The 24,118-nt window shown below is 73.5% G+C and carries 17 protein-coding genes; 7 read left to right on the top strand and 10 right to left on the bottom strand.

Features of this window, described 5'->3' with window-relative positions; genetic code table 11:
- Window positions 1-395: 395 nt before the first annotated feature.
- From Apa02nite_RS32310 to Apa02nite_RS32300, 3 genes are read right to left on the bottom strand one after another with little or no spacing between them, the layout of a single operon-like run.
- Window positions 396-1,382, bottom strand: a complete 987-nt coding sequence (locus tag Apa02nite_RS32310; protein WP_239164714.1) for an anti-sigma factor RsbA family regulatory protein — start codon at window positions 1,380-1,382, stop codon at window positions 396-398.
- 58 nt (window positions 1,383-1,440) lie between these two features.
- A complete protein-coding gene (locus Apa02nite_RS32305; protein ID WP_203828401.1) occupies window positions 1,441-2,667 on the bottom strand; it encodes a sensor domain-containing phosphodiesterase in 1,227 nt (408 codons plus the stop codon).
- 31 nt (window positions 2,668-2,698) lie between these two features.
- Window positions 2,699-3,478: a SigB/SigF/SigG family RNA polymerase sigma factor gene (locus Apa02nite_RS32300; protein ID WP_203828400.1), complete on the bottom strand. Its 780-nt coding sequence runs from the start codon at window positions 3,476-3,478 to the stop codon at window positions 2,699-2,701.
- A 311-nt stretch (window positions 3,479-3,789) separates the two neighbouring features.
- Between Apa02nite_RS32300 and Apa02nite_RS32295 the strand changes: the two genes are divergently transcribed.
- From Apa02nite_RS32295 to Apa02nite_RS32285, 3 genes are all read left to right on the top strand, one after another.
- On the top strand, window positions 3,790-4,131 hold the full coding sequence (locus Apa02nite_RS32295; protein ID WP_203828399.1) for an STAS domain-containing protein: 342 nt from the start codon (window positions 3,790-3,792) through the stop codon (window positions 4,129-4,131).
- Between the two features lie 8 nt (window positions 4,132-4,139).
- Entirely contained in the window at window positions 4,140-5,306 is a 1,167-nt protein-coding gene (locus Apa02nite_RS32290; protein WP_239164713.1) for an RtcB family protein, read from the top strand.
- A gap of 271 nt (window positions 5,307-5,577) precedes the next feature.
- Window positions 5,578-6,645, top strand: a complete 1,068-nt coding sequence (locus tag Apa02nite_RS32285) for a hypothetical protein (RefSeq protein WP_239164712.1) — start codon at window positions 5,578-5,580, stop codon at window positions 6,643-6,645.
- 326 nt (window positions 6,646-6,971) lie between these two features.
- Here Apa02nite_RS32285 and Apa02nite_RS32280 read toward each other — a convergent pair whose 3' ends face one another.
- Entirely contained in the window at window positions 6,972-7,736 is a 765-nt protein-coding gene (locus Apa02nite_RS32280) for a TIGR03943 family putative permease subunit (RefSeq protein ID WP_203828397.1), read from the bottom strand.
- The gene (locus Apa02nite_RS32275) at window positions 7,733-8,761 is read right to left on the bottom strand and encodes a permease (protein ID WP_203828396.1); all 1,029 of its coding nucleotides are present in this window, start codon (window positions 8,759-8,761) and stop codon (window positions 7,733-7,735) included. Before Apa02nite_RS32275 ends, Apa02nite_RS32280 begins: the two co-directional genes overlap by 4 nt.
- 137 nt (window positions 8,762-8,898) lie before the next feature.
- Here Apa02nite_RS32275 and Apa02nite_RS32270 point away from each other — a divergent pair, with 137 nt between their 5' ends.
- Window positions 8,899-11,589 (top strand): ATP-binding protein, encoded by a 2,691-nt coding sequence (locus Apa02nite_RS32270; protein WP_203828395.1) that lies wholly within the window; start codon window positions 8,899-8,901, stop codon window positions 11,587-11,589.
- A gap of 126 nt (window positions 11,590-11,715) precedes the next feature.
- On the opposite strand, the gene Apa02nite_RS32265 is transcribed toward Apa02nite_RS32270, so the two are convergent.
- Window positions 11,716-12,645, bottom strand: coding sequence for a TIGR03619 family F420-dependent LLM class oxidoreductase (locus Apa02nite_RS32265; protein WP_203828394.1), 930 nt, complete (start codon window positions 12,643-12,645; stop codon window positions 11,716-11,718).
- Window positions 12,646-12,852: 207 nt separating this feature from the next.
- Between Apa02nite_RS32265 and Apa02nite_RS32260 the strand changes: the two genes are divergently transcribed.
- Entirely contained in the window at window positions 12,853-14,436 is a 1,584-nt protein-coding gene (locus Apa02nite_RS32260) for an ABC-F family ATP-binding cassette domain-containing protein (protein WP_203828393.1), read from the top strand.
- A gap of 619 nt (window positions 14,437-15,055) precedes the next feature.
- Here the strand turns inward: Apa02nite_RS32260 and Apa02nite_RS32255 are convergent.
- The 3 genes from Apa02nite_RS32255 to Apa02nite_RS32245 all read right to left on the bottom strand — a co-directional run bounded on the left by Apa02nite_RS32255 (window position 15,056) and on the right by Apa02nite_RS32245 (window position 17,282).
- Window positions 15,056-16,012, bottom strand: a complete 957-nt coding sequence (locus tag Apa02nite_RS32255; protein WP_203828392.1) for a zinc-binding dehydrogenase — start codon at window positions 16,010-16,012, stop codon at window positions 15,056-15,058.
- 143 nt (window positions 16,013-16,155) lie between these two features.
- Window positions 16,156-16,485 carry a helix-turn-helix domain-containing protein gene (locus Apa02nite_RS32250; RefSeq protein WP_203828391.1) on the bottom strand — a complete coding sequence of 110 codons (330 nt, stop codon included), beginning with the start codon at window positions 16,483-16,485 and terminating at the stop codon, window positions 16,156-16,158.
- Window positions 16,485-17,282: a metallophosphoesterase family protein gene (locus Apa02nite_RS32245; RefSeq protein WP_203828390.1), complete on the bottom strand. Its 798-nt coding sequence runs from the start codon at window positions 17,280-17,282 to the stop codon at window positions 16,485-16,487. Before Apa02nite_RS32245 ends, Apa02nite_RS32250 begins: the two co-directional genes overlap by 1 nt.
- 123 nt (window positions 17,283-17,405) lie before the next feature.
- Between Apa02nite_RS32245 and Apa02nite_RS32240 the strand changes: the two genes are divergently transcribed.
- Window positions 17,406-18,920, top strand: coding sequence for a cellulase family glycosylhydrolase (locus tag Apa02nite_RS32240; protein WP_203828389.1), 1,515 nt, complete (start codon window positions 17,406-17,408; stop codon window positions 18,918-18,920).
- Between the two features lie 276 nt (window positions 18,921-19,196).
- Here the strand turns inward: Apa02nite_RS32240 and Apa02nite_RS32235 are convergent, their stop codons facing one another.
- A complete protein-coding gene (locus Apa02nite_RS32235) occupies window positions 19,197-20,603 on the bottom strand; it encodes an FAD-dependent oxidoreductase (protein WP_203828388.1) in 1,407 nt (468 codons plus the stop codon).
- Window positions 20,604-20,681: 78 nt separating this feature from the next.
- On the opposite strand from Apa02nite_RS32235, the gene Apa02nite_RS32230 reads away from it, so the two are divergent.
- On the top strand, window positions 20,682-24,107 hold the full coding sequence (locus tag Apa02nite_RS32230; RefSeq protein WP_203828387.1) for an SCO7613 C-terminal domain-containing membrane protein: 3,426 nt from the start codon (window positions 20,682-20,684) through the stop codon (window positions 24,105-24,107).
- The last annotated feature ends 11 nt before the right edge of the window (window positions 24,108-24,118 follow it).

Here is a 24,118-nt window from a genome sequence, read left to right as displayed (position 1 = left end):
TGCCCCGCAGGATCGCGTTTACTCCCCCACCCCGAAAATCAAGATCAAATTCAGAAGATCGATGTCGTGCGTCCGCTGGGGTACAGACCGCCGCTCCCGCCGGGACCCCTGCGGGCTCCGCTGGCCGCTACGCGTCCAGAACGCGAAGCCCTCCGGGGCGACGCCCGTGGGTGGTCCCGGTCACCCCCCGCGACCCCCCACCCCACCCAACACCCAGCCGCGCCCACGGCCCGGCCGGCTGGTGCTCAGGGGTGCCTCAACCCCCGCGAGACACCCCTGAGAACCAGCCGATCCCGGAACCGCGGCACGGCGTCGCCGCGGGACCGGCCGCGCTCGCGCTCCGCCGGCTGGGCGCCGGCGAGGCGGGGGCTCGGGGTGCGTACACAAAAGGGGTTTCAGGGGGTGCGGGTCATGTGCATGCGGATGGTGGTGCCCGTCGGGCGGGTGTGGATGCGGACCAGGTCGCACAGCTGGTTGACCAGGAGCAGACCGCGGCCGCCCTCGCTGGTGACGGCCGGCGGGATCCGGCCGGCCAACGGGTTGACCAGGTGGCCGGCGTCGTCGACCTGGCAGACCAGGTGGCCCGGCTCGGTCCAGAACGACACCGTGCCGCCGGCCGGGGTGTGCCGGATGGTGTTCTCGGCCAGCTCGTTGACCGCGACGATCAGATCCTCGGTCTGGTCCACGGTGAGCCCCGCGGACCGCGCCTGCCCCGCCGTGAACGCGCGGACCCGGGACAACTCGGCGATCACCACGTAGGCCAGGGTCGCCGCTTCGGAAGGCACCGGCGGGAGCGGCTGGTTGAACCGGTCGGCGGCGGCGAACGCGCCGGCGAACCAGGGGCTGGGCCGGCGGCCGTCGGCGCCGATCATCCACGGGTGGGTGCGCCACACGTCGTCGATCCGGTCCTGGTCGAGCAGGGCGGCGTCGTACGGGCAGAGGATCGCGGCGTCCCGGCCGGCGAACACCGCGTTGATCAGGGCCTCGTGCTGGCCGCAGGCGGGGTACTCCATCGCGGTGCGACCCGGCCAGACCGGCTCGCCGATGATCGAAACCCGTCGTCCGGGGTGCGCGGCCGCGAACGCGAGCAGCACCCCGGGGATGATCCGGCCGGGGTTGCGGCCGGCCACCGCCATGTCGGCGTAGTGGACCGCGTCGCCGAGATCGCTCAGTGCGTCCCGCAGCGCGGCCAGGTTCGGCCCGGGCACGGCGACCAGCACCGGCCCACCGGCCGCCACCGCAGCGCGGGCGAACGCGCGGGCGCCGCCGAGGTAGTCGTCACGATCGTGGTACAGCAGACCGGGATGGTCGAAGCCGGTCGTCGCGTCACCGACCGCGCTCAGGCCCTCGAGGGTCGTGTCGACCATCACGTCCCCTTTCACCGCAGCAAGGGTATCCCCTGCCGGTTACCGCGCCGATGCCCGATCGTGCCGGTAGGGATCAGGACACCGGCGCCAGGCGGTGCAGCATCGCGCGGGCCGCCGCGACCACCAGCCGGCGGTCGTGGGTGAGGGCGAAGTCGAAGAGGCGGTCCGCCTCCGGGCCGGTGTCACCGAGGTCGCGGGCGACGAGCGCGGCCGCCCGGTGCGGGCCGACCACGATGACGTTCCACTCGTCGCGCAGGTTGTCCGCGGCGGGCAGGTGCGCGCCCCGGACGCCCGGCGCCGGCTCGTCACCCAGCCCGGTGCCGACCGCTGCGACGAACGGGCTGTGCGCCGCGATCCGGGTGAACCGCCGCGCGGTGGCCGGGGTGAAGTGCCGGGCGTTCTGGAAGCAGGCGAGCAGGACCGGCGGCTCCGGGCCGGTGCCGGCCAGCGCTTCCAGGTGCCGGCTCATCGGCATGAGCTGCGATTTCGACGTACGGGTGACCGGCCGCTCGGCCGCCACGATGTCGAACGGTGTCCGCGCGTCCCCCGGCGACCGGCGCACCAGCGGCAACGCGCTCGCCTCCGGCAGCTCCTCGGGCAGCGGCCCGGGACGGCCGAGGTGCCAGCCCTGCCCGATGGTCGCGCCCATGCTCCGCGCCACCGCCATCTGCTCGGCGGTCTCCACCCCCTCGGCCAGCACGAGCGCCCCGCTCGCCTCGGCGTACGCGGCGACCGCGGCCACCACCCGGGCGGTGTTCTGGTCGCCCGGCGCCTGCAGCAGCTGCATGTCCAGCTTGACCACGTCGGGGTGCACGAACGGCATCAGCGCCAGCGACATCGGGTCGGCCCCGACGTCGTCGAGCGCCACCCCCCAGCCGTTCTCCCGGCAGTTGGCGGTCGCCGCGAGCAGAGACGCCGGGTCGTCGGCGATGGCCCGCTCGGTCATCTCGGTGACCACCCGCAGCCGGTTCCGGGCCTGGTCGACGATCGGGGTCAGGTCGGCCGGGCACTCGGCGCGCCACGCGGTCGGCTCCATGTTGACGAACAGGTTCAGCTCACGCCCGAACCCGGCCCGCATCGCCTCCCGGTACGCGTTCGCCCGGCAGATCCAGTCGAGTTCCGCGTCCCGGCCGACCTTGCGGGCGGCCGCGAACAGCGCCATCGGCTCGCGCCACGGCGTACCGGCGGGGCCTCGGCTCAGCGCCTCGTACCCGATGACCCGGCCGAAGGTCAGATCGACAAGCGGCTGGAACACCGGGGTGATCGCGCGCTGGTCGAGCACTGCGTGAATATCCTGCACGGGGCGACGATCGGCGGCGAGCGGCCGTACTTTAGTTGCTCAACCGCACGCGTAGCTTCGCCAGGGCCTGGGTGAGCAGCCGGGAGACGTGCATCTGGGACACACCGATCTTCGCGCCGATCTCGCTCTGGGTCAGGTGACCGAAGAACCGCAGCGCGACGATCTGCCGTTCCCGCTCGTCCAGGCAGGTCATCGCGGCGCCCAGGGACAGGTGCAGCTCGGTCTCCCGGTACCCGGGCTCGGCGGTGCCCAGGGTGTCGCCGAGGGTGGCGTCCCCGTCGGTGCTGATCGGGGTGGAGAGCGAGGCGGGGCGGTAGGCGTGCGCGCCCTCCAGGCCCTCGATCACCTCTTCCTCGCCGATGCCCAGGTGCTGGGCGATGTCGGCGACCGTCGGGGTCCGGCCGAGCGTCTGCACCAGCTGGCCGCGCGCCCTGTTGATCGCCATGTTCAGTTCCTGCAGCCGGCGGGGCACCCGGATGTTCCACATCCGGTCCCGGAAGTGCCGCTTGAGCTCGCCCAGGATGGTCGGGATCGCGTAGCCGGCGAAGTCGGTGCCGCGGTCCGGCGCGAACCCGTCGACCGCCTTGATCAGTCCGACCGTGGCGACCTGGGTGAGGTCGTCCAGGTCCTCGCCACGGCTGGCGTACCGGCGGGCCAGCCGCCGGGCCATCGGCAGCCACGCGGCGATCGCCTCCTGCCGGGCCGACGTCCGGGCCGGGCCGGCGGGCATCGCGGCCAGCGCGGAGACCAGGTCCATCGAGGCGGGATCGTCCGTCTCGTCGATGTCGACCACGCTTGCTGACGAGCGCATGGACTCTCCCTTCACCGGGCGGAGGTCAGACACTCGCGGACCGGAGGCGCGAGAGACGAACCCCGATGCCCTGTCGCACACCTGGACGGTTCTTCTCGGCACCCTGTTTGACCGATGTCAAGACCCTAGCCGCGCGGCCGAGCCAGCGCTAGCCGAAAGTATGATGCGTCGCAGTTCAGGCCCGGATGCCACCTCTTCGTGTGACACAGACCTCGTTTGGTGTGGATAGATTCTGGGAATCGGCGCGGGCCATCGGGGACCGCTTCGGCATCGGTGCGGCCCGCCGGACACCGCGACAGGGAGACACGACCATGGAATTCGCCTGCTCGATCGAACGGCTCGACGACCGGGTCATCATCGTGCCCGAGGGTGACATCGACGCGGACAGTGCCAGCTCGCTGCGCCAGATCCTGCGGCAGGCGGTGGCGACCGCCGACTTCAAGCACCTGGAGGTCGACCTGCACAAGGTGTCCTTCCTCGACTCGACCGGGCTCGGCGTGTTCGTCGCGACCCGCAAGGCCGCGCTGGCCCGCGGGGTGACGTTCCAGCTGCGCGACTTCGGCCCGATGGTGCGGATGCTGCTGCAGGTCACCCACCTGGAGGAGATCCTGACCGGTAAAACGGTGGAGGAGGCGACACCGCCCCCGGCATGATCTGCGCTGTGCAGCAGATCAACGAGCGTCTGATCAATTGGGCCAGTCTCATCGAGGACGAGACCCTTCAGCAGGCGGAGAAGGCGTCCCGGCTGCCGTTCATCCACCCGCACATCGCCCTGATGCCGGACGCCCACCTGGGCAAGGGCGCCACCGTCGGGTCGGTGATCCCCACCCGCGGCGCGCTGATCCCGGCCGCCGTCGGTGTGGACATCGGCTGCGGCATGGCCGCCGTGCGCACCCAGTACCACCGCGACGAGCTGCGCCCGGGGCTGACCGGGCTGCGCACGTCGATCGAGCGGGCCGTGCCGTTATCGGCCGGCTCCTACAACACCGCGCTGACCGCGTCGGCGCGGGTGCGGGTGGAGCGGCTCGCCGCCGAGGCCGAGCGGGCCGGTTTCGACCCGGCGAGCTACGCGAAGAACTGGGATCTGCAGCTCGGCACGCTGGGCAGCGGCAACCACTTCATCGAGGTGTGCCACGACGAGAACGGCCGGGTGTGGCTGTTCCTGCACTCCGGCTCGCGCGGCGTCGGCAACAAGATCGCCGCCCACCACATCCGGGTGGCCCAGGAGCTGATCACCCGGCGCGGGATCACCCTGCCGGACCGGGACCTGGCGTACCTCGAGGAGGGCACCGCGGAGTTCGACGCGTACCTGCGGGAGCTGCGCTGGGCACAGAACTTCGCGCTCGCCAACCGCGACGAGATGATGGACCGTGTGATCGAGTGCTTCGGCCGCTTCGTCGGCGGCCCGGTCCAGGAACGCGAACGGGTCCAGTGCCACCACAACTACACCGAGCAGGAGACCCACTTCGGCGAGCAGGTGTGGCTGTCCCGCAAGGGCGCGATCAACGCCGCCCGAGGTGTGCCCGGCCTGATCCCCGGCTCGATGGGCGACGCGTCCTACGTGGTGGTCGGCAAGGGCAACGGCATGGCGCTGAACTCGTCGCCGCACGGCGCGGGCCGCGCTTTCTCCCGGACGAAGGCCCGTAAGACCTTCACCCGGGAGCAGCTGCGCACGGCCATGAAGGGCATCGAGTTCCGCGACACGGACGCCTTCCTCGACGAGATCCCGCAGGCCTACAAGCCGATCGACGTGGTCATGCGGGACGCCGCCGACCTGGTCTCGATCCGCCACACCCTCCGCCAGCTGGTCAACGTCAAGGGCGACTGACCGGAGAGCTATCCGGCGGCGGATGGGGCCGGAAGCTTCGCCCTCGGCCGGGGCTAGGGTTTGACCTCGGGGTGACCATGACCCACCACGGACGCCGCCCGGAGAGCTTCGCGTTCTGGACGCGTAGCGGCCAGCGAAGCTCGCAGGGTCCCGGCGGGAGCGGCGATCTGTACCCCGGCGGACGCACGACAAAAGACCTTGATTTTGATCTGGCATTCCCGGGACATGATGACGGCCAGGCGGATGGCTGACCCCGCGCTAGCATCGCCGGGTGCCCGTCCGCCCCCTCCGCCCGCTGATCGCCCTCGGTGTCGCGCTCGCCGCCGGCGCCGCGTTGCTCTTCGGCGCGCCCGCGCAGTCCGGCGAGCCGCAGCCGCTCCCGCTCGGCGCGACCTGGCCGACCGCGCAGCGCGGCAGCATCCCGTCCAAACTGCCGGACGGCAGCGAGTACTCCCCCGGGCTGTTCCTCGACGCGCACACCTCAGCCGGCACGGTGCAGAGCGCGGACGCCCGCACGCTGCGGCTGATCGTCCGGCAGGCCGACGGCACCGTCCGTGAGCTGCGCAAGGTCCCCGCCGAGCACCGCGCGCCGTTCGCCGCGCTGACCAGCTCGGCGAACACCCTGATCTGGGTGGAGAGCGTGCGCGGCAAGCCGGAGCTGTGGACCGGCGGCATCACCGGGACACCGAGGGCCCGTCTGCTCACCACCGACGTCGGCGCGATGCAGTTCTACGACTCGCAGTACGACCTGGTCGTCGAAGGCGGCCGCCTGCACTGGGCGGCCAGCGCGGCCGGCGACCGCACCGAGTTCCGCTCGATCCCGCTGACCGGCGGCAAGGTCACGGTGACCAGCGAGCCGGGCACCTGGGCGCTGTCCGCGTGGCCGTGGGCGGTCGACGGGCAGACCGCCGCGCGCGGGGCCACCACGCTGCGCAACCTGGCCACCGGTCAGACCGTCGCGGTGCCCACCGCGGATCGCACGGTGGCCGCGTGCAGCCCGTCGTGGTGCCAGATGGTCTCGCTGAATACCGACGGCTACGCCCGGATCGACCTGTCCCACCCGGACGGCTCGGCCCGGCGCAAGGTCGCCGAGGGCACGTTCGAGACGGCGATCGCCGACGTGGCGGTGCTGGACCGGTTCGAGGTCCTGGCCCGGGTCGGCCCGCAGTCCGACCTGAGCGGCAACCAGGAGCTGCTGATCCACGACCTGAAGACCCGCAGGACCGTGCTGGTGAGCCCGGACGCGGGCAACATCTCCTACCGCGGCGGGGTGCTCTGGTGGTCCACCGGCGACCAGTCCTCGTTCGTCCGCAACAGCCTGGACCTGCGCACCATCTGATCGCGGGCAAACCCTCAAGATCAAATTCATGATGTCGTGCGTCCGCCGGGGTACAGATCGCCGCTCCCGCCGGGACCCTGCGGGCTTCGCTGGCCGCTACGCGTCCATGACACGAAGCCCTCCGGGCGACGTCCGCGTGTGCGCACGGCCACCCCACCCCCACCCCACCCGGCTGGCGCCCAGGGGTGTCTCCGAGCCCGCGACACACCCCTGGGCACCAGCCGAAAACCGCACGTGCGCCGAAGGTCCGGCGCGGTCGCGGTCCCGGCTGGTGCCCAGGGGTGCCTCCGGGGCCGTGAGGGCACCCCTGGGCACCGGCCGGGTTCTCAGGCGTAGGGCTGTTTGGGCTCGTCGATCTCCTGCCAGGACGTGACGTCGACGTAGGCGACCTGCGCCTGGTTCACCGGGTCGGTGCCGATCTGGCTGCTGTAGACGCCGACCACCTCGACCCAGGCGTCCGCGGGCGCGTCGATCGGCACGCCGGCCATCCCGATTTTGATCGGCCGGCCGTCGGCGGCGCAGCAGGTCAGCACCATCCGGGCGATCATGGGTTTGCCGTCCGGGCCGGGTGTGATGAAACCGGTCAGCTTCACGTTCCGGCCGGTCAGGCTGCGGCCACTGTCGAAGACCGCGCGGGACGCGTAGTCGAGCAGGCTGACCTCGATCGGGTCGCCGTCCGGCAGCGGCGGATAGTCGGAGGCCGCCGACAGGCCGACACTGCCCGCCTGGCCGGCCGCGAACGAGCCCAGCGCCGGCGGCGAGATCAGCAGCAGGCCCAGCACCGGCAGCAGGAGCAGCCAGCCGACCCGCGGCTCGTGATGCCCGTGACCGTGCCCGTCGTCGTGCTCGTCGTGCGGATCGGCCGACGGCTCCGGGCCGTCCGGAGATGACGACGCCGACGGCGCCTGACGGCCGGCGCGGAGGTCGTACCACATGGTCATCAAAGCGGCCGCGACCAACAGGATGCCGGCCACCAAGAGGAAAGGCCGCAGGCCTTCTTTGACATAGCGGAGGAAGACGTCGGTGATCGTCGCCTTGATGATCGCGCCGCCGAACAACAGCATGATCACCGCTTGCGCCATCCGGCTCACAGCAGGACCGCCCCGAACGCGGTGCCGACCAGGACGGCGGCGACGAACGTGGCCGGGGCGAAGCGCATCGCGAAGCGGCGGCCGAAGACACCGGTCTGCATCGAGATCAGCTTCAGGTCGACCATCGGGCCGACGACCAGGAAGACCAGCCGCGAGGTCAGCGAGAACTGGGACAGCGAGGCCGCCACGAACGCGTCCGCCTCGCTGCAGATCGACAGCAGCACGGCCAGGGTGGCCAGCGCGATCACCGAGATCACCGGGTCGGCGGCCAGGCTCTGCAGCCAGGCGGCCGGGATCACCACGTTGATGGTGGCGGCCGCGGCCGCGCCCACCACCAGGAAACCACCGGCGTGCATGATGTCGTGCCGGCAGGCCGCCCAGAACGCCTTCGCCTTCGACGCGTCGTCGAGGTCGGGCCGGTGCGGCAGCCGGATCCACTCGGTCTTGCCGAGCCGCAGCCACAGCCAGCCCATCGCGACCGCGACGACCAGGCTGGCCACCCCGCGGGCGATCGCCATCTGCGGCTCACCGGGAAACGCGATCACGGTGGCGGTCAGCACGATCGGGTTGATCGCCGGGGCGGCGAGCAGGAACGCCAGGGCCGCGGCCGGGGTGACACCGCGGCGGATCAGGGATCCGGCGATCGGCACGCTGCCGCACTCGCAGCCGGGCAGGATGACGCCGGCCAGGCCGGCCGCGGGCACCGCCAGGGCGGGATGGCTCGGCAGGGCCTTCGCCCAGAAACTCCGGGGGACGAACACCGCGATCACCGCGGACAGCACCACCCCGAACACCAGGAACGGCACCGCCTGGACCAGCACCGACACGAACACCGTCGCCCAGGTCTGCATCCCCGGGCTCGCGAGCAGCCCGGCCAGGTGGCTCCGGGCCAGCACCAGCAGCACGAGCAGCACGGCCAGCACTTCCAGTGAACCGAGCCGGATGCCCTTGTCGGCGTCGTCCGCGGATTTCTTGCTGTCCGGCGTGTTCGTCGTGGTCGTCGTACTCACAAACGGCTCCCTCATCGTCCTCGGGCCGCGTCACAAACTACCGCCTCCTCCTGGGGAAACGGGCGAGCGCCTCACGCGGATGAAGGGGTGGACGAGTGTGCATGTGTTCATGTCGACAGGCAGGTCACCGGCCCGGTACCTAGGATGGCGCAGTGCTCGTCGGCCGCGCGGAGACCCTGGACCGGGTCGGGAGTCTCTGCCGGGGGCCGGACGCCGGTGCCCTGATCACCGGGCTGCCCGGCGCGGGCAAGACGGCGGTGATCACCGCCGTACGAAAAAATGCCCTGGCTCGGGGCGATCTGGTGCTGACCGCGACCGGGGCCCGCAGCGATCGGCATCTGCCCTTCGGCTTGCTGGCCGGCTTGCTGGCCGGGTCGCCGCGGCTGCTGGCGAGCCTGGCACCGGCCGGTGGCGCGTCGCCGCATCCGTTGCGGCTGCGTCTCGACGTGCTCGGCTGGCTCGAAGCGGCCACCGCCGAACGACCGGTTCTGATCATCATCGACGACGCCCAGTGGTGTGACGAGACGTCACTGTCCGTGCTCGGGTTCGTCGCCGGGCGGCTGCGCGGGGGTGGGCTGGCACTGCTGGCGGCGTGCCGGGACGACGAGATCCCGGAGGCCCTGGCCGACCTGCCGCCGGTGCGGCTCGCCCCGCTGAGCGACCCGGACGCGATCCGGCTGCTGCACGAGGCCGGCGTGCCGGTGAGCGGCGCCGACCTGTCCCGGGTGCTGTCCCGGGCCGCCGGCAACCCCCTCGCCCTGCTCGAACTCGGTCACGCGGCGGCCACCAACAGCGCCCTGCCCGAACTCGGTCACGCGGCGGCCCCCGACAGTGCCGTGCCGACTAGTGTCGAGCTGGCCTTCGCGGCCCGGCTGCGGCTGCTGCCCGAGCCGACCCGGCAGGCGTTGCTGCTGGTCGCGGCGGGTGACGGCGATCTGCGGACGGCCGGGCGGGTGACCGAGCCCGGCGCCCTGCTGCTCGCGCTCGCGCCGGCCGAGGCGGCCGGGCTGGTGTCGATCGCCGGGCACCGGGTGCAGTTCCGGCACCCGCTGGCCCGGTCGGCGGCCTACACCCTGGGCGCCGGCGCGGACCGGGCCCGGGTGCACCGGCAGCTCGCCGCGGCACACGACGACGACCCGGACCGGCGGGTCTGGCACCTGGCCGAGGCCACCGTCGTCGCGGACGAGGACGTCGCCACCGCCCTGGAGGAGGCCGCCGACCGGGCGTACCGGCGGGGCGCGTACGCCGAGGCGGTCCGCTCCCTGATCAAGGCGGCCGACCTGAGCCCGTCGCCGGCCGACCGGGAGAAACGGACCCTGGGCGCGTCCTGGATGGCCGCCTCCGGCGGGTTCTTCGAGTGGATCACCCGGCTGGCCGGGCCGTTGCGCACCGGCTCGGCCGACCGGTCCACCCGCGCGGTGGCCAGCCACGCGCTGGCCTACGCGATGTCGCAGACCGCCCGGCAGCGCGACGCCTGGGCCGCGCTGCTGGACGCCCTGGAACTGCTGCTCGACGAGGACCCGAACTGGGGCTGGACCACGCTGACCACCCTGGCCGCGCTCGCCTACCGGCGCGGGTCGGACACCGAACTGGTCCGGCACTGGTTCGACCGATACGACCGGGTGCCGCAGACACCGGACAGCGCGTTCCAGGAGATCAACGCCGCGTCCCGGGCCTGGATCAGCGTCCAGCTCGACCCGCTCACCCGGTCGGCCGAGGTCCTCGAGCTGGTGCGCACCGCGCCGGTCCTGGACGGCGCCCCGGCCGGCGTCGCCGCACAGGAGATGATGCTCGGCGCGGCCGCCTGGCTCTACGACGAGCCGCGCACCGCGCTGATGCGCCTGGGCCGGGCCGTCGAGCTCTACCGCACCGGCGCACCGGCGAACATGGCCAACTCGCTGATGACCCTCGCCCACCTGCAGCTCGACGTCGGTGACCTGGACGCCGCCGACCAGTCCGGCCGGCTGCTGGTCGACCTGGCCGCCGCGGAACGGCACGCGTTCGCCGGCGAGCACGGCCTCGAACTGCGGGCCCGGGTCGCCGCCGTGCGCGGGCAGGTCGAGGCCGGCCGGGCGATGTGCGGCGCGGGCCTGCCCGCCCTGGAGACCGGCGAGTTCCTGGTACTGGAGATCATCAGCCAGGTGACCCGGTCGTATCTGGCGTTCGCCGAGCGGGACGCGCAAGGCGCCTGGGCCGCGGTCCGATCCCTTTTTGACGCGGACGGCGAGCCCCTGCACCCGCACGCCTCGTACCGCGAGCTCGCCCACTACGTCGCCACCGGCGTCCGGGCCGGCCTGGTCGACGAACTGCGCCCGGTGGTGGAGCGGGCCGGCCGGCGGCTGATCGGTTCCGGTCCCCGCCAGCAGCTGCAGCTCGCCCGGGCCCGCGCGCAACTCGCCGGTGACGACGCCGAGCCGTTCCACCGCGCCGCCACCGCCGGACCGGACGCGGCGCAGTGGCCGTTCGAGCTGGCCGGCGCCCACCTCGAGTACGGCGCGTGGCTGCGCCGGCAGCAGCGCGCGAAGGACGCCCGCGCCGAGCTGCAGACCGCGCTGACCGGTTTCGAGCGGCTCGGCGCCCGGCCCTGGGCCGACCTGGCGATCGCCGAGCTGCGGGCCGCCGGTGTGGTCGCGGCCGGGCCGGCGCCGTCCGCCTGGGCGAGCCTGACCGGGCAGGAGCGCGAGGTGGTCCGGCTCGCGGCGGCCGGCCTGACGAACCGGGAGATCGGCGGGATGCTGTTCCTGTCCGCGCGTACCGTGTCGACGCACCTCTACAAGGCGTACCCCAAGCTCGGTGTCACGTCCCGCACCCAACTGCGCGATTTGGTACCCGCGGAACGCTGAGATACGTCAGGCGACGTATACCGCTTCGCCGATGGTCTTCATACGCTTTTGCCATGACGAAAACTGACATCCCCGGCTGCTCGTTCCACGTTCACGGTTCCACCTCGCTCGGCTGATCCGCCCAGGTCAGAGGCCGGCGCCGCGGACTGCGGCGTGCAGGCTCTTCGCGGCTCCGATCAGCTCCTCGAGGTCCCGGGCGGCCGACGACAGCGTCACGTACACGTGCTCGACGCCCACCTCGGCCAGCGCCGCGATGTCCTCGGCGACCTGTGCCGGGCTGCCGGAATACGGCGCCCGGCCCGCCGTCGGCACCGCGTTCAGGCTGCGCAAACCCAGCTGGAACACGCACCCGATCGCCGCCGGGTCGCGTCCCACCTCGGCGGCCTGCGCCCGCAACCCGGCCAGCACCTCACCGACCCGCTGCGGCGGGAGGCCGGTCGGCAGCCAGCCGTCCGCGCGCCGGGCGATCCGGCCCAGCGCCGTACGGTTGCCGCCGGCCAGGTAGACCGGCACCCGCCGGGCCGGTTTCGGGTTGACCCGGCTCGGCGCCAGGCGGTACGTCCCGGTGTCGTAGGTGACCGGGTCCGGCCCCCAGGTCGCCGCCGCGATGTCCAGGAACTCGTCGAGGGCCGCGCCCCGCTCCGCGATCGGCCGGGGCGCGGTGGCCTCGAACTCGTCGATCGACCAGCCGCTGCCCAGCCCGGCGAGCACCCGGCCACCGGACGCGGCGTCCAGCGCGGCCAGGCTGCGGGCCAGCCGGAACGGCAGGTGCAGGCCGGGGATCAGCACGCCGGTGCCGAGCTCGACCCGGCTGGTCACGGCGGCCGCCAGGGTCAGGGTGACCAGGGCATCCGTGGTGTGGGCGTAGCTCTCCGGCCACGGCAGGCCGGGTACGCCGTACAGGCCGTGTGCGCCGCTGGTGTCCTCCGGTGCCAGGATCCGCTCATAGGCCCAGAGGCTGTCGAAGCCGATCTCCTCGGCCGCCCTCGCGAACTCGGTGACGTCGCGCGTCAGGTCGTACCTGGTGGTCTGGGGAAGGTTGACACCGAGCCGCATGGCGGCAGCCTAACGGTGCACCACTCCACTGAGGACCAGCCGTTCGGCGGGCTAATATCGGTTCCGGTTCGAGGAATTGGGGCGACCATGTCCGTGGACGACGACATTTCGGGGTGAATCCCCCGCTGCGGCCACCGACGCGCGTCTGAACGCGCTGTCCGCGTGGCCCATGCCGTCGTGCCCGCCTTCGTCCCTTGAGGTCTTCTCATGTCCATCGTTTGCACCAGTCTGTCCTTTTCGTGGCCGGATGACACCCCGGTCTTCGACGACCTGACCGTCGCCGTGCCGGCCGGCCGCACCGGGCTGGTCGCCGCCAACGGCACCGGCAAGAGCACGCTGCTCCGCCTGATCGCCGGTGAGCTGCGGCCGACCGGCGGCGGCATCACCGTCGCGGGCCTGCTCGGCTACCTGCCGCAGCACCTGCCGTTCGCCGCCGGCCAGACCGTGGCCGAGGTGCTCGGCGTCGAGCGGATCATCGCCGCGCTGCACGCCATCGAGTCCGGCGACGCCGCCGAGGAGCACTTCAGCGCCGTCGGCACCGACTGGGACATCGAGGAACGCACCCGCGCCGAACTCGACCGCCTCGGCCTCGCCGGCATCGGGCTGGACCGGCCGCTCGGCACGCTCAGCGGCGGCCAGGTGATCTCCCTCGGCCTCGCCGGCCAGCTGCTGCGCCGACCCGACGTGCTGCTGCTCGACGAGCCGACGAACAACCTCGACGGCCCGGCCCGCGACCGGCTGACCGAGGTGCTGCGCGGCTGGTCCGGCACGCTGCTGGTGGTCAGCCACGACCGGACGCTCCTCGACGGCATGGATCGGATCGCGGCGCTCGAGCACGGCCGGATCCGCTGGTACGGCGGGAACTTCACCGCGTACGAGGAAGCCCGCACCGCCGAACGCGACGTGGTCGAGCGGCAGGTCCGCACGGCCGAGCAGGACCTCAAACGGCAGAAGCGCGAGGCACAGCAGGCCCGGGAACGCTCCGCGCGGCGGGCCTCCACGGCGGCCCGCAACCTGGGCGACGCCGGACTGGCCCGGATCGTGGCGGGCGGGCTGAAACGCGACGCGCAGGTCTCCGCGGGCCGCCTCGCCGACACACAGGCCGACCGGCTCGGCGAGGCCCGGGCGCGGCTCGACCAGGCGTCCCGGGCCGCCCGCCAGGACGACAAGATCACCCTGGAATTGCCGGGGACCGCGGTGCCTGCCGGACGCACGGTCTTCCACGGGGAGCGGTTGCAGATTTCGTACGACGGGAAGCCGGTCTTCGCCTCCCCCGGCGTGGATCTGATCATTCGCGGTCCGGAGCGGATCGCGCTGACCGGCCCGAACGGCGCCGGCAAGTCCACCCTCCTCCGCATGATCCTCGAGCGGCCGGCGGCACACCGGGTGGCCTATCTGTCCCAACGTCTCGACCTGCTGGACCCGGAGCGGACGGTCGCCGAGAACCTGACGGCCTGGGCGCCCGCCCTGCCCGACGCGGAACGGATGAACCTGCTGGCCAGGTTCTTGTTCCGGGGCGCCCGGGCGCACCTGCCGGTCCGGGTGCTCAGCGGGGGCGAGCGGCTGCGGGCGACCCTGGCCTGCGTGCTGTTCGCCGAGCCGGCACCGCAGTTGCTGCTGCTCGACGAGCCGACGAACAACCTCGACCTGGACAGTGTCGGTCAGCTGGAGGCGGCACTGGCCGCCTACCGCGGAGCGTTCGTGGTGGTCAGCCACGACGAACGCTTCCTCACCGAGATCGGCATAACCCGCCACCTCCACCTGACCACCGGCCACCTCACCGTCCAGTAACCCCCTCCCAGCACCACCCCCACACCGTGAGCCCACGCGACAGCCCCACCGCGGCCCCCACCGTGTGGGCCCCCACCGTGGGAGGGCCCGCCGTGGGAGGGGCCCCGCTATGGAAGACCCCAGCCGTGGGAGCCACGCGACGCCCGTGCCCACCCCGGACCGCAACGCGCCTCCCGGTCCCCGGCTGGTCGTCAGGGGTGCCTCCGCGTGCCGGAGGCACCCCTGACGACCAGCCGGGCTCGGGAGGTGCTGCGCCGCGGTTCGGGCCCCGGTGTGGGGCGGTGACCGTCCGCGTTGCGGGATTGCGTCCTGATGCCGCCCTCCTGGGGGCGGCAAAAGCACTCACACCCTGATCGCGTGCCGCCACCGCCCCCGAACTCGGCCGATCGCCTGCTCTCACCGCCCCACCGACACCGATCGCGTGCCCCCACCACCCCACCAGCACTGACCGTGTGTCCCCACCGCCCACCGGCACTGACCGCGTGCCCCCACCGCCCACCGCCCACCGACACCCACCGCGCGCCCGCCGCCCCCGCCGCCGCGCCACGCGTGCCCCCGCCGCCCCTGGCCCGCCCGACGCCTCTGAGCTTCACCCGGCGGCTATCCACCAGGGCCGGCTTCAGGGGGTCAGGACGATGCGGCCGAAGACCGTGCCGGCGTCCATGGCTCGGTGGGCCAGCCCGGCCGAGGTCAGCGGCAACACCTCGTGCACCACGGTTCGCAGCTCGCCCCGCGCCGCGGCCGCGAACTGCTCCGCACGCACCCTGCGGCGATCATTTTCGGGCACCGTCGCCGCACTGAACGTCGCGAACGACATCGACTTCTGGAAGGCGGCCATCAGCCGGGCGCCGAAGTCGGCCGGCGGCTGGCCACCGACCGCACCGACCGCCACCAGGCGCCCGCCGGGGTTCAGCCGGTCGAAGAACGACGGCAGGTCCGCACCCGCGACCACGTCGATGATCACGTCATAGCCCGAGCCGTCCGACACGCTGCCGGAACGGCCCAGGACCTGCGTGGCGCCGAGCTCGCGCAGACGACGCCCGCGGTCCGGGGACGACGTGGTCACCGCCACCACGGCCGCTCCCGCCCGGGCCGCCAGCTGGACCGTCATGATCCCGATGCTGCCGGACGCGCCGCGGACCAGCACCGACTCGCCCGGCGCGAAGTGCGCGTGTGCCAGGCCGAAGTGAGCGACGATCCCGGCGCTGCCCAGCGTCACCGCGTCGACCGCGGAGAGATCGCGCGGCAGCGGCACCACCTCGCCGATCGCCGCCACCGCCTGGTCGGCGTAGGCGCCGCCGGTGCCGGTGAACGCCCACACCCGCTGCCCGACCAGGCCGGGGTCGACACCGTCGCCGGTCGCGGTCACCGTGCCGGCCACCTCGCTGCCCGGGACGAAGCCGGCGCGGAAGCCGTAGGCCGCGTAGGCGCCCCGGCGGATCATCACGTCGACGCCGCCGACGCCGATCGCCTCGCTGGCGATCACCACCTGGCCCGCGGCGGCCACCGGGTCGGGACGGTCGACGACCGTCAGGCCCTCCGGACCGCCGAATTCCTTGATCTCCACTACCCGCATGGTGCTCGTCCCTCTCGGTTGATCCCGGTTCGGGACGCTAACCGGGATGAACTTCCGGGCCGTGAAACGAGAGCGATCCCGCGGGAGTTTGCCTCGGTCAGCGGCGTGTCAGCCGGACGCGTGAGCACAACGCCGGTGACCGGTCAGGTGCGGAACGCCGCCCGGTACGCGTCCGGGCTCACCCCGCGCGCCCGGCGGAAATGCCGCCGCAGGGTGTCCGCGCTGCCGAACCCGCACCGCAGCGCCACCGACGCGATCGTGGCGTCGGCCCGTTCCAGCAGTTGCTCGGCCCGGCGCACCCGCTGCTCCAGCACCCAGACCGCCGGGGTGACCCCGGTCGCCTCGGTGAAGTGCCGGATGAACGTCCGCAACGGCATCCCGGCCCGCGCGGCCAGGGCCGGCACCGACAGGTCGGCTTCCAGGTGGTCGGTCGCCCAGTCGAGCAGCTCGGCGAGGGCCGGGGCGGCGGCCATCACGCCGGACCGGAACGACGGTGGTAGCGGACCAGCGCCGGATCGTGCATGGCCCCGCGATACACCCCGTCCCGCAGCTCGGAGACGTACCCCGCCAGCTCCGGCATCCCCACCCGGGTGGCCACCGCGATCTCGGCCTCGACGTCGTACGGCACCCGGACGAACTGCACCGAGAACGGAGCCGGCGCCTCGGAGTCGAGCACCCCCTCGACGATGGCGTAGACCGGGGTCGGGTCGTCCATGGCGTTGCCGACGCTGCCGGTGTTGAACAGGATGCGGCCGCCCGGCCCGACCTCGTAGTACGGGTCGTGGGTGTCGCCGTACCCGACGATCGTGGGCTCCGGGCCGTCGCCGGTCGCCGGGGTGGCCGCGAACATCCCGAGGAACCCTTCCTCGTCGTGGTCGAAGCGCACCCGGTGGTGGACGCTGGTCGCCGACGCGTGGAACAGCCGCACCCGGCGCCCGCTGATCAGGAAGTCGTGGCAGAACGGCCGGGCGCGCAGCCACTCCCCCTGGCCCGGGCCGAGCTCGGCCAGCCACCAGGCCAGCCCCTCGCTGTCCAGCACGCGGTCCGGGTCGGGCAGGAAGTCGTCCCAGTTGCCGAGGAGGTTGACCTCGCACCGGCGGCGGCACAGCTCGACGACCTCCCGGCCGCGCGGGCCCTTCCCCACGTAGTCGCCGAGATTGAAGATCCGCGTGATGCCGCGGGCGTCGATGTCGGCCAGGACGGCTTCCAGAGCGGTCAGGTTGCCGTGCACGTCGGAGACGAGAGCGACGCGATCAAGAGGTCCGGGCACACCGGAATCCTAGGGCGCACCGTACGCGCACCCGCCTGCAACCACCTTGAACTCCGGGTAACCGCCGATCGGCCGAAACGGACGTTACCTCGAAGACGACCGTGAAGGGACGCAGACGCCCCCATGAGCAGTGCCCGACTCCGTACCGTTGTCCTGTCCTGCCTGCTCACCACCGCCTCTCTGTTTCCCGCGGCCCCGGCCGCCGCCGTCACCGACGAGTCACCGGCGCCGGCCTTCGTCGCGCAGGACGACTCTCCGGCGCCGACCCTCGCGGGCCGGCTGGCCGCGGTGCAGACCGCCAAGACGATGAACTACTACCCGTCCGGGGCCGGTTGGTCGGCGATGTGGACCCGGTTCGACCCGAGCCAGGTCGACGTCGACCTGGCCAAGGTCGCCGCGCTGGGCGCGGACAGTGTCCGGGTCGTGGTCTTCCCGCGGGCGTTCGGCTATCCGCGCCCGCACGCCGCCTACGCCGCGAAGCTGCGCAAGTTCGTCAGCATCGCCGAGGCGCACGGGCTGGGCGTCAAGTTCACGCTCTTCGACTGGTGGGCGCGGTACTACGACACCAAGGGCAGCGCCGCCTGGGCCGCCGCGGTGCTGGCGCCGTACGCGGACGACCCGCGGGTGCTCGCGGTCGAGCTGAAGAACGAGATGTCGCCCGACGACCCGGACGCGGTCGCCTGGATGCGCGACCTGATCCCGGCGGTCCGCGCCGCCGTCCCGGCCATGCCGCTGACCGTTTCGGTCAACGGTCAGGCCGGCCCGACCGGGCTGGCCCGGCTCAAGGCGGCGCTGGACGGCACCCCGCTGGACTTCTACGACTTCCACTTCTACGGCGCTTCGGAGCAGGCGCTCACCGACATCCGCGAGGCGCAGGCCAGTGTCGCGCCGGACCCCCTGGTGATCGGCGAGACCGGGCTGAGCACGGCCGCCGGCAGCGCCGGCGAGCAGGCCGCATACCTGGCCCGGGTGTTCCGCGCGGCCGCGCTGGCCGGTGTCGGCTCGGTCGCACCGTGGACGCTGACCGATTTCAGTCTCGGCGCCATCCCGAGCAACTCCGCGGTGTCGACGATGCCGGCCCAGTACGAGTTCGGGCTCTACCGCATCGACGGCAGCCCCAAGCCGGCCGCGTCGGTGGTCCGGGCCGCCTGGGCCGGCGAGGCGCAGTCCGACAGCGTGCTCGACCTCAGCTTCGAGTCCGACGCCGGCAACTCCCCGTGGCGCGGCAACCTGACCGAGGCCGGCGCCGCCGAACTCGACCCCTCCACCGCGCACGACGGCGGCCGCTCGATGCGGTTCGCCGCCACCACCCGCTCCGCCCTGGGCCTCCCGTCGCTCCGCATCTCCCCGATCGGCCCGGTCCACGGCGGGCAGGCCTGGTCCGCCGCGGCGTGGACCCGCGGCACGGACGCGACCGGGGTCACCGAGATCGCCCTGAGCTGGTTCGACGCCGACGGCCGCTGGATCGGCCAGGACACTTCCGCGCGCCTGCCGCTCGGCACCACCGACTGGACCCAGCTGACCGTGAGCGCCCTCGCACCCCCGGCCGCCGCCGGCGTCCAGCTGCACCTCAAGTGCGGCGACAACACCGGCGCCACCTGGTTCGACGACATCTCCCTGACCGAAAAAACCCTTTAGCACCATTTAGTACGAATAAGGGAGTCCCCGCCGGAGGCTACAAGCCACGCCCCCGGGCAGCACCAACGCAAGACCGCAGCCACTCCCGACCGCCACGCGCCCCACCGCCCCGGCTGGCGCTCAGGGGTGTGTCCGAGCCCGCGAGGCACCCCTGAGCGCCAGCCCGGAAACCGCGCGGGGCGCTGCGGTCCGGAGTGGTTGCGGTCTTGGCTGGTGCTCAGGGGTGTGTCGGCGGCGCCGAGACACCCCTGAGGACCAGCCGGGATGGAAGCGCGCTCAGGCGCGGGCGCCGATCGCCAGGGCGCGCAGCAGGAAGCCCGGGCTGGTCAGCGAGCTCGGGTGGGCCAGCATCGTGGTGACCTGGCCGAGCCGGTGGTTGACCCGTTGGTCGCGCATCGAGGCCTTGAAGATCAGGCCGCTGGCCCACTGGATGCCGCGGTATCCGCGCGGATACGGCCCGTCGACGTGCGGCAGCGCCAGGTCGGCCATCGTGGAGACCTGCCACGCGGCGTCGACCACCACCTTCACGTCGGCGAAGTAGGACAGCGCCGGGCGGGACAGGTCGGGACCGCCGCGCAGGTATTCGGACAGGCAGGAGGCGTGCAGCGTCGCCGAGGTCATGCCCTGGCCGTAGACCGGGTTGAACGACGCCACCGCGTCACCGGCCGCGACCAGCCGCGCCGGGAAGCGCCGCAACCGGTGGAAGTCACGGCGGCGACTGTCCGCCTGGTGGTAGGTGACCACCTCACCGGCCGGGTCGGCGGTCGTCGCGACGTCACCGAACTCGGCCGGGAAGTCGCGCACGCAACGCTCCCGGTACTCGTCGGCGTCCCGGCCGGGGCGGTCGTCGGCGTACCCGGAGACCAGCACGGTCCAGCGGTCACCCTCGATCGGGGTGAACCCGCCGATCCGCGCGACCTTGCCCGGCCCGGGGTTGGCGATCGAGATGCACGTCCACACCGGCGTCGCGGCCGGCCGCCGGAACAGCCGGGTCGCGTAGTTCAGCTTGATGCCCATCCGCTGCAGCCGCGGCTTCGGGAAACCGTCCGCCTCCAGCCAGTCGCTGAGCCGGCTGGACCGCCCGGTCGCGTCCACCACGAAGTCCGCGTCGACCGGAGCGCCGTCCACGCTGACCCCGCTCACCGCGTCGCCGGTCAAGAGCAAGCCTTCGGCCCGACCTTTTACCGTACGAACATTGCCCAGCCCCAGCACCCGATGCCGGATCAGCGCTTCCAGGAACGGCCGGCTGGAGATCAACGCCTGCGCGGCCGGCCCGGTCGGCGCGTCGTCGCGCAGTTCCCCGTCCATGTAGAACCGGTTCGTCCCGAGCGGCGGGTCGACCGCACCCGCGTCGAGCGCCTGCTGCCCGAACCCGGGGAACCAGCGCTCCAGCTGCGCCTGCCCGGATGGCAACAGCGCGTGCACCTGGCTGCCCTGCGGCACCCCGGGACGCGGCCCGGTCGCGCCGATCGGATCCGCGGCGAGCTGCTCGTCGGACACGTCGAGGGCCGCCAGGTCGTCCCGTTCGACGATCAGCACCTCGTCGGCGTGGTCGCTGAGCACCCGGGCGGCCATCAGCCCGGCGATGCTGCCGCCCAGCACCACGGCCCGGCGGAAGAGCACCGCGGTGTCCCGCGGCGGCGGGGACGCGGCGATGACCGCAAAACGACGAGCCGCTGACATGTGCTCCCCCGTTGTCGTTAGGAACCTTCACCATATCGACTTTGATCGAGCTATGCCGCCGCGAAGACATTTGCGCAGGTGAGCGAGACTGTCCCGGTGACCGAGTATCCCTGCCCGCACTGCGAGTCGATGGCTTCGGCGGAGACCGGCTGCCCGGACTGCGGGCGCGGGCCGGATCCGGACGCGATCGAGGTGGTCCGCCTGGACGCGGAGATCATCGAGTTGCGCACCCGGCTGCAGGCGATCCGCGCCGAGGCGGCCGGGGTGGAGACGCAGCTGCGGAACGCGTCGACCCAGCGGGACGCCGCGGCGTTCCGGGTCCGGTCGGCGCTGGAGCCGGTCGCACCGGTCCTGGCGCCCCCGGCCTGGTTCACCGGCACCGGGACCACACCCCCGCCGCCGCCCCCGACGATCCCGGCGCCCCCGCGCCTGCCGTCCGAGCCCGCGCCGGAGCGCCGCCTCACCACGCTGACCGCGCAGAACGTGCTGTTCGCGCTCGGCGGTCTGCTGCTGGTGGTCGCGGCCGCGGTGTTCACCGCGGTGGCCTGGGCGCAGGTCGGCGTGGCCGGGCGCGCCCTGATCCTGGCGGCGGCGACCGCCGCGGTGCTCGCGGTGCCGCCGTTCGCCCAGCGGCGCGGCCTGACCGGTGCGGCCGAGACCCTGGCCGCCGTCGGGCTGCTGATGATCCTGATGGACGGGTACGCGGCCTGGGCGGTCGACCTGCTCGGCGTCACGAACCTGGCCGCGCAGGTCTACGCGGCCGCGGTCTGCGCGGTCACCGCCGTGATCGCGCTCGGCTACGGCCGGCTGGTCGGCCTGCCCGGCCCGCGGATCGCCGCGCTGCTGATCGCGCAGCCGGTGCTGCCGCTGATCGCGGCGGGCGCCGACGCGGACACCACCGGCTGGTCGCTGGCGCTGACCGGTGTCACCGCGCTGAACCTCGTGATCCTGCACCGGGGTCGCTTCGCGCCGGTCGGTACCGGGCTGCTGGCCTACGCCTGCGGGTCGATCGCCGCGTTCTGCTCCGCGATCGTCGCGCTCGGCGGTGTGCGGGACGCCGGCACGCCGGGCCAGGCCGCGGTGGCCGGCTGCGCGCTGATCCTGATCGCCGCCGTGCTGACCGCGGGCACGGTGCTGGCCGCGAACCGCGAGGCACAGATGTACGCCGCCGCCGGGCTCACCGTCGCGATCGGCGTCGCGGCCGGCGGGGTGGTCGTCCTGCTCAACCCGGGTACGCCCACCCTGCGCCTCGCCGTGCTCGCCCTGATCATCACGGTGCCCGCCGCGGTGGCCCGGGTACGGCTGCCCGAGCCGGTCGGCCGTGGCCCGTGGTTCGGCGCGCTCGGACTCGCCGCCGTACCGGCCCTGGCCGTGGCCGCGGCGGCCCTGACCGCGGCACGGAGCAGCCTCGAAGCCGCCCGGCCGGTGCTCGACGCGCCGCTGGGCTGGGTGGTCACCGGCTCGACCTGGGATCTGCCGGTGGCCGCCGTCGCGGTCGTCCTGGCGTACGGAATCCTGCTGCCCGGCCGGCACCGAGCGGACCTGGCGCTGACCGCCCTCCTGGCCGTGGCGCTGCTGGTCCCGGCGGCATTCCGGCTGCCGTGGTGGACCGCCGCCGGCCTCGGCGTGATCGTGACGGCCGTGGCGGTCGCCCTGGCCACCCGGGCGACCAGCGTGCGCCGCCTCGGGTTCCGGCTCGGGGTGAGCGCGGTGGCCACGGCCCAGGCGCTGGCCACCGGCCTGGGCGACCCGGGGGTGGCGGCCGGGGTGTGCGCCGCGATCACGCTGATCGGGGTCACCGCGGCGACGCTGGTGCGCTCCGGTCCGCGACACGGCGACGCGGGGGTGGCCGCGGCGACCGCCGGGCTGCTCGCCGGGCCGGCCGCGGTGTGGCTCGGGCTGCTGGCCGCGGACACGTCCGGGACGGTACGGGTGCGCGCCCTGTTCCTGGTGACCCTGCTGCTCTGCGCGGCCGCCCACCGGCTGGCCTGGTACGTGCCGCAGGTGACCGGGGTGGCGCTGCTGATCGCGGGCGGGACCCCGCTGTGGGCACTGGCCGGAAGTGATCCGGGTGCGCTCTACGTGGCCGGGGCGCTGCTGCTGGTCGCCGTGCTGCGCCGGCCGTATGCGCTGGTCGCGGGCGTGATGCTGGTGATCGGGCTGCTCGGGTGGACCGGGCCGGACCTCGCGGTGGTCCTGATCGAACCGTTCGACGGGCCGGTCACCGGCGCGGTGGGCTGGTCGGCCCCGGTGGCCGTGCTGATCACCGCGGTGGCGGCGGCCGTCGCGACCCGCGATCCCGCCACGATGACCACAATCGCGGCGAACAAGGCGCACAAGCCGGGCAGCGCCATCGCGACGGTGGCGAGGCTCGGCCCGGTCACCGCCGCGCTCCTCGTCGCCTCGCCCCTCGTCGCCCTAGCCGTCCCGCTCACCCTCGCGGCGGCCGGCGCGCCCTGGCCCGTCGTCCCGCTCGCCACCCTGGTCACCGGCCTGGCCGGGCTCGCCGCCCTCACCGTCACCGCCGCCACCCCACCCGGGTTCCTGATCCCGTTCGGCGTGCTCGCGATCGTCGGCCTGACCGGCTCCACGCACCGCCCCGGCGCCACCCTGACCGCTTTCGCCCTGGTCACCGTCGCCGGAGCGGTGATCGGCACGGCCGCCCGGGACGAACCCGCCCGGATCACCGGCTGGCTCGCCGCGACCCTGTCGACGGTCGTGGTCGCCTACACCGCGGCCGACCTCGCCGCCCTCGACGCCGGCGGCACCGCGCTGGCCGTGCTCGCCGCCGCGGCCGCCGCCGCCGTCCTGGACTGGTTTCTGGCCGCGCGCCGCCCCCGCGAGGCCCTGGCCGCCGCCGCGGTCGCACACGGGACCGCGCTGATCGCCCTGCTGATCAGCGGCTCCACCGGGCGGGCCGCGCTGATCGCGACGCTGTGGTCGGTGGTCCTCGCGGTCCGCGCGCTGCGCCCCGGCGAACCGGCCGCGATCCGCAACCAGCACGTCATCGCGGCTGCCGGGTCGGCCCTGCTCGGCTGGTGGCTGTTCCTCACCGCGCAGCAGGTCACCACGGCCGAGGTCTACACCGCGCCGGCCGCCGTGCTCGCCCTCGGCGCGGGCTGGTTCGTCCGCCGCGGCCGCCCCGAGCTGCCGTCCTGGGCCGCGTACGGCCCGGCGCTCGGTGCCGCGTTCCTGCCCACCCTCGCGGTGATCGCCGGCAGCTCGCCGGACGACCCGCAGTACCTGCGGCGGCTGCTGCTCGGCGTGGCCGCGCTCGCCGTGCTGGTGGCCGGCGCGCTGGCCCGGCTGCAGGCTCCGGTGGTGTCCGGCGGCGTGGTGCTGGCCCTGGTCGCGCTGCACGAGCTGGCCCAGGTCTGGGACCTGGTGCCGCGGTGGGTGCCGCTCGCGCTCGGTGGCCTGGTCCTGGTCGGCGTGGCCACCACGCTGGAGCAGCGCCGCCGGGATCTCGCGCGGTTGCGGGAGGCGGTCAGCCGGCTGGGGTGACCGTCACGGCG

Source organism: Actinoplanes palleronii (genome assembly GCF_016862315.1).
In the GTDB taxonomy this organism is placed as follows: domain Bacteria; phylum Actinomycetota; class Actinomycetes; order Mycobacteriales; family Micromonosporaceae; genus Actinoplanes; species Actinoplanes palleronii.
Note: the sequence above shows the minus strand (reverse complement) of the source record. Positions and strands in the feature narration are given on the sequence as shown.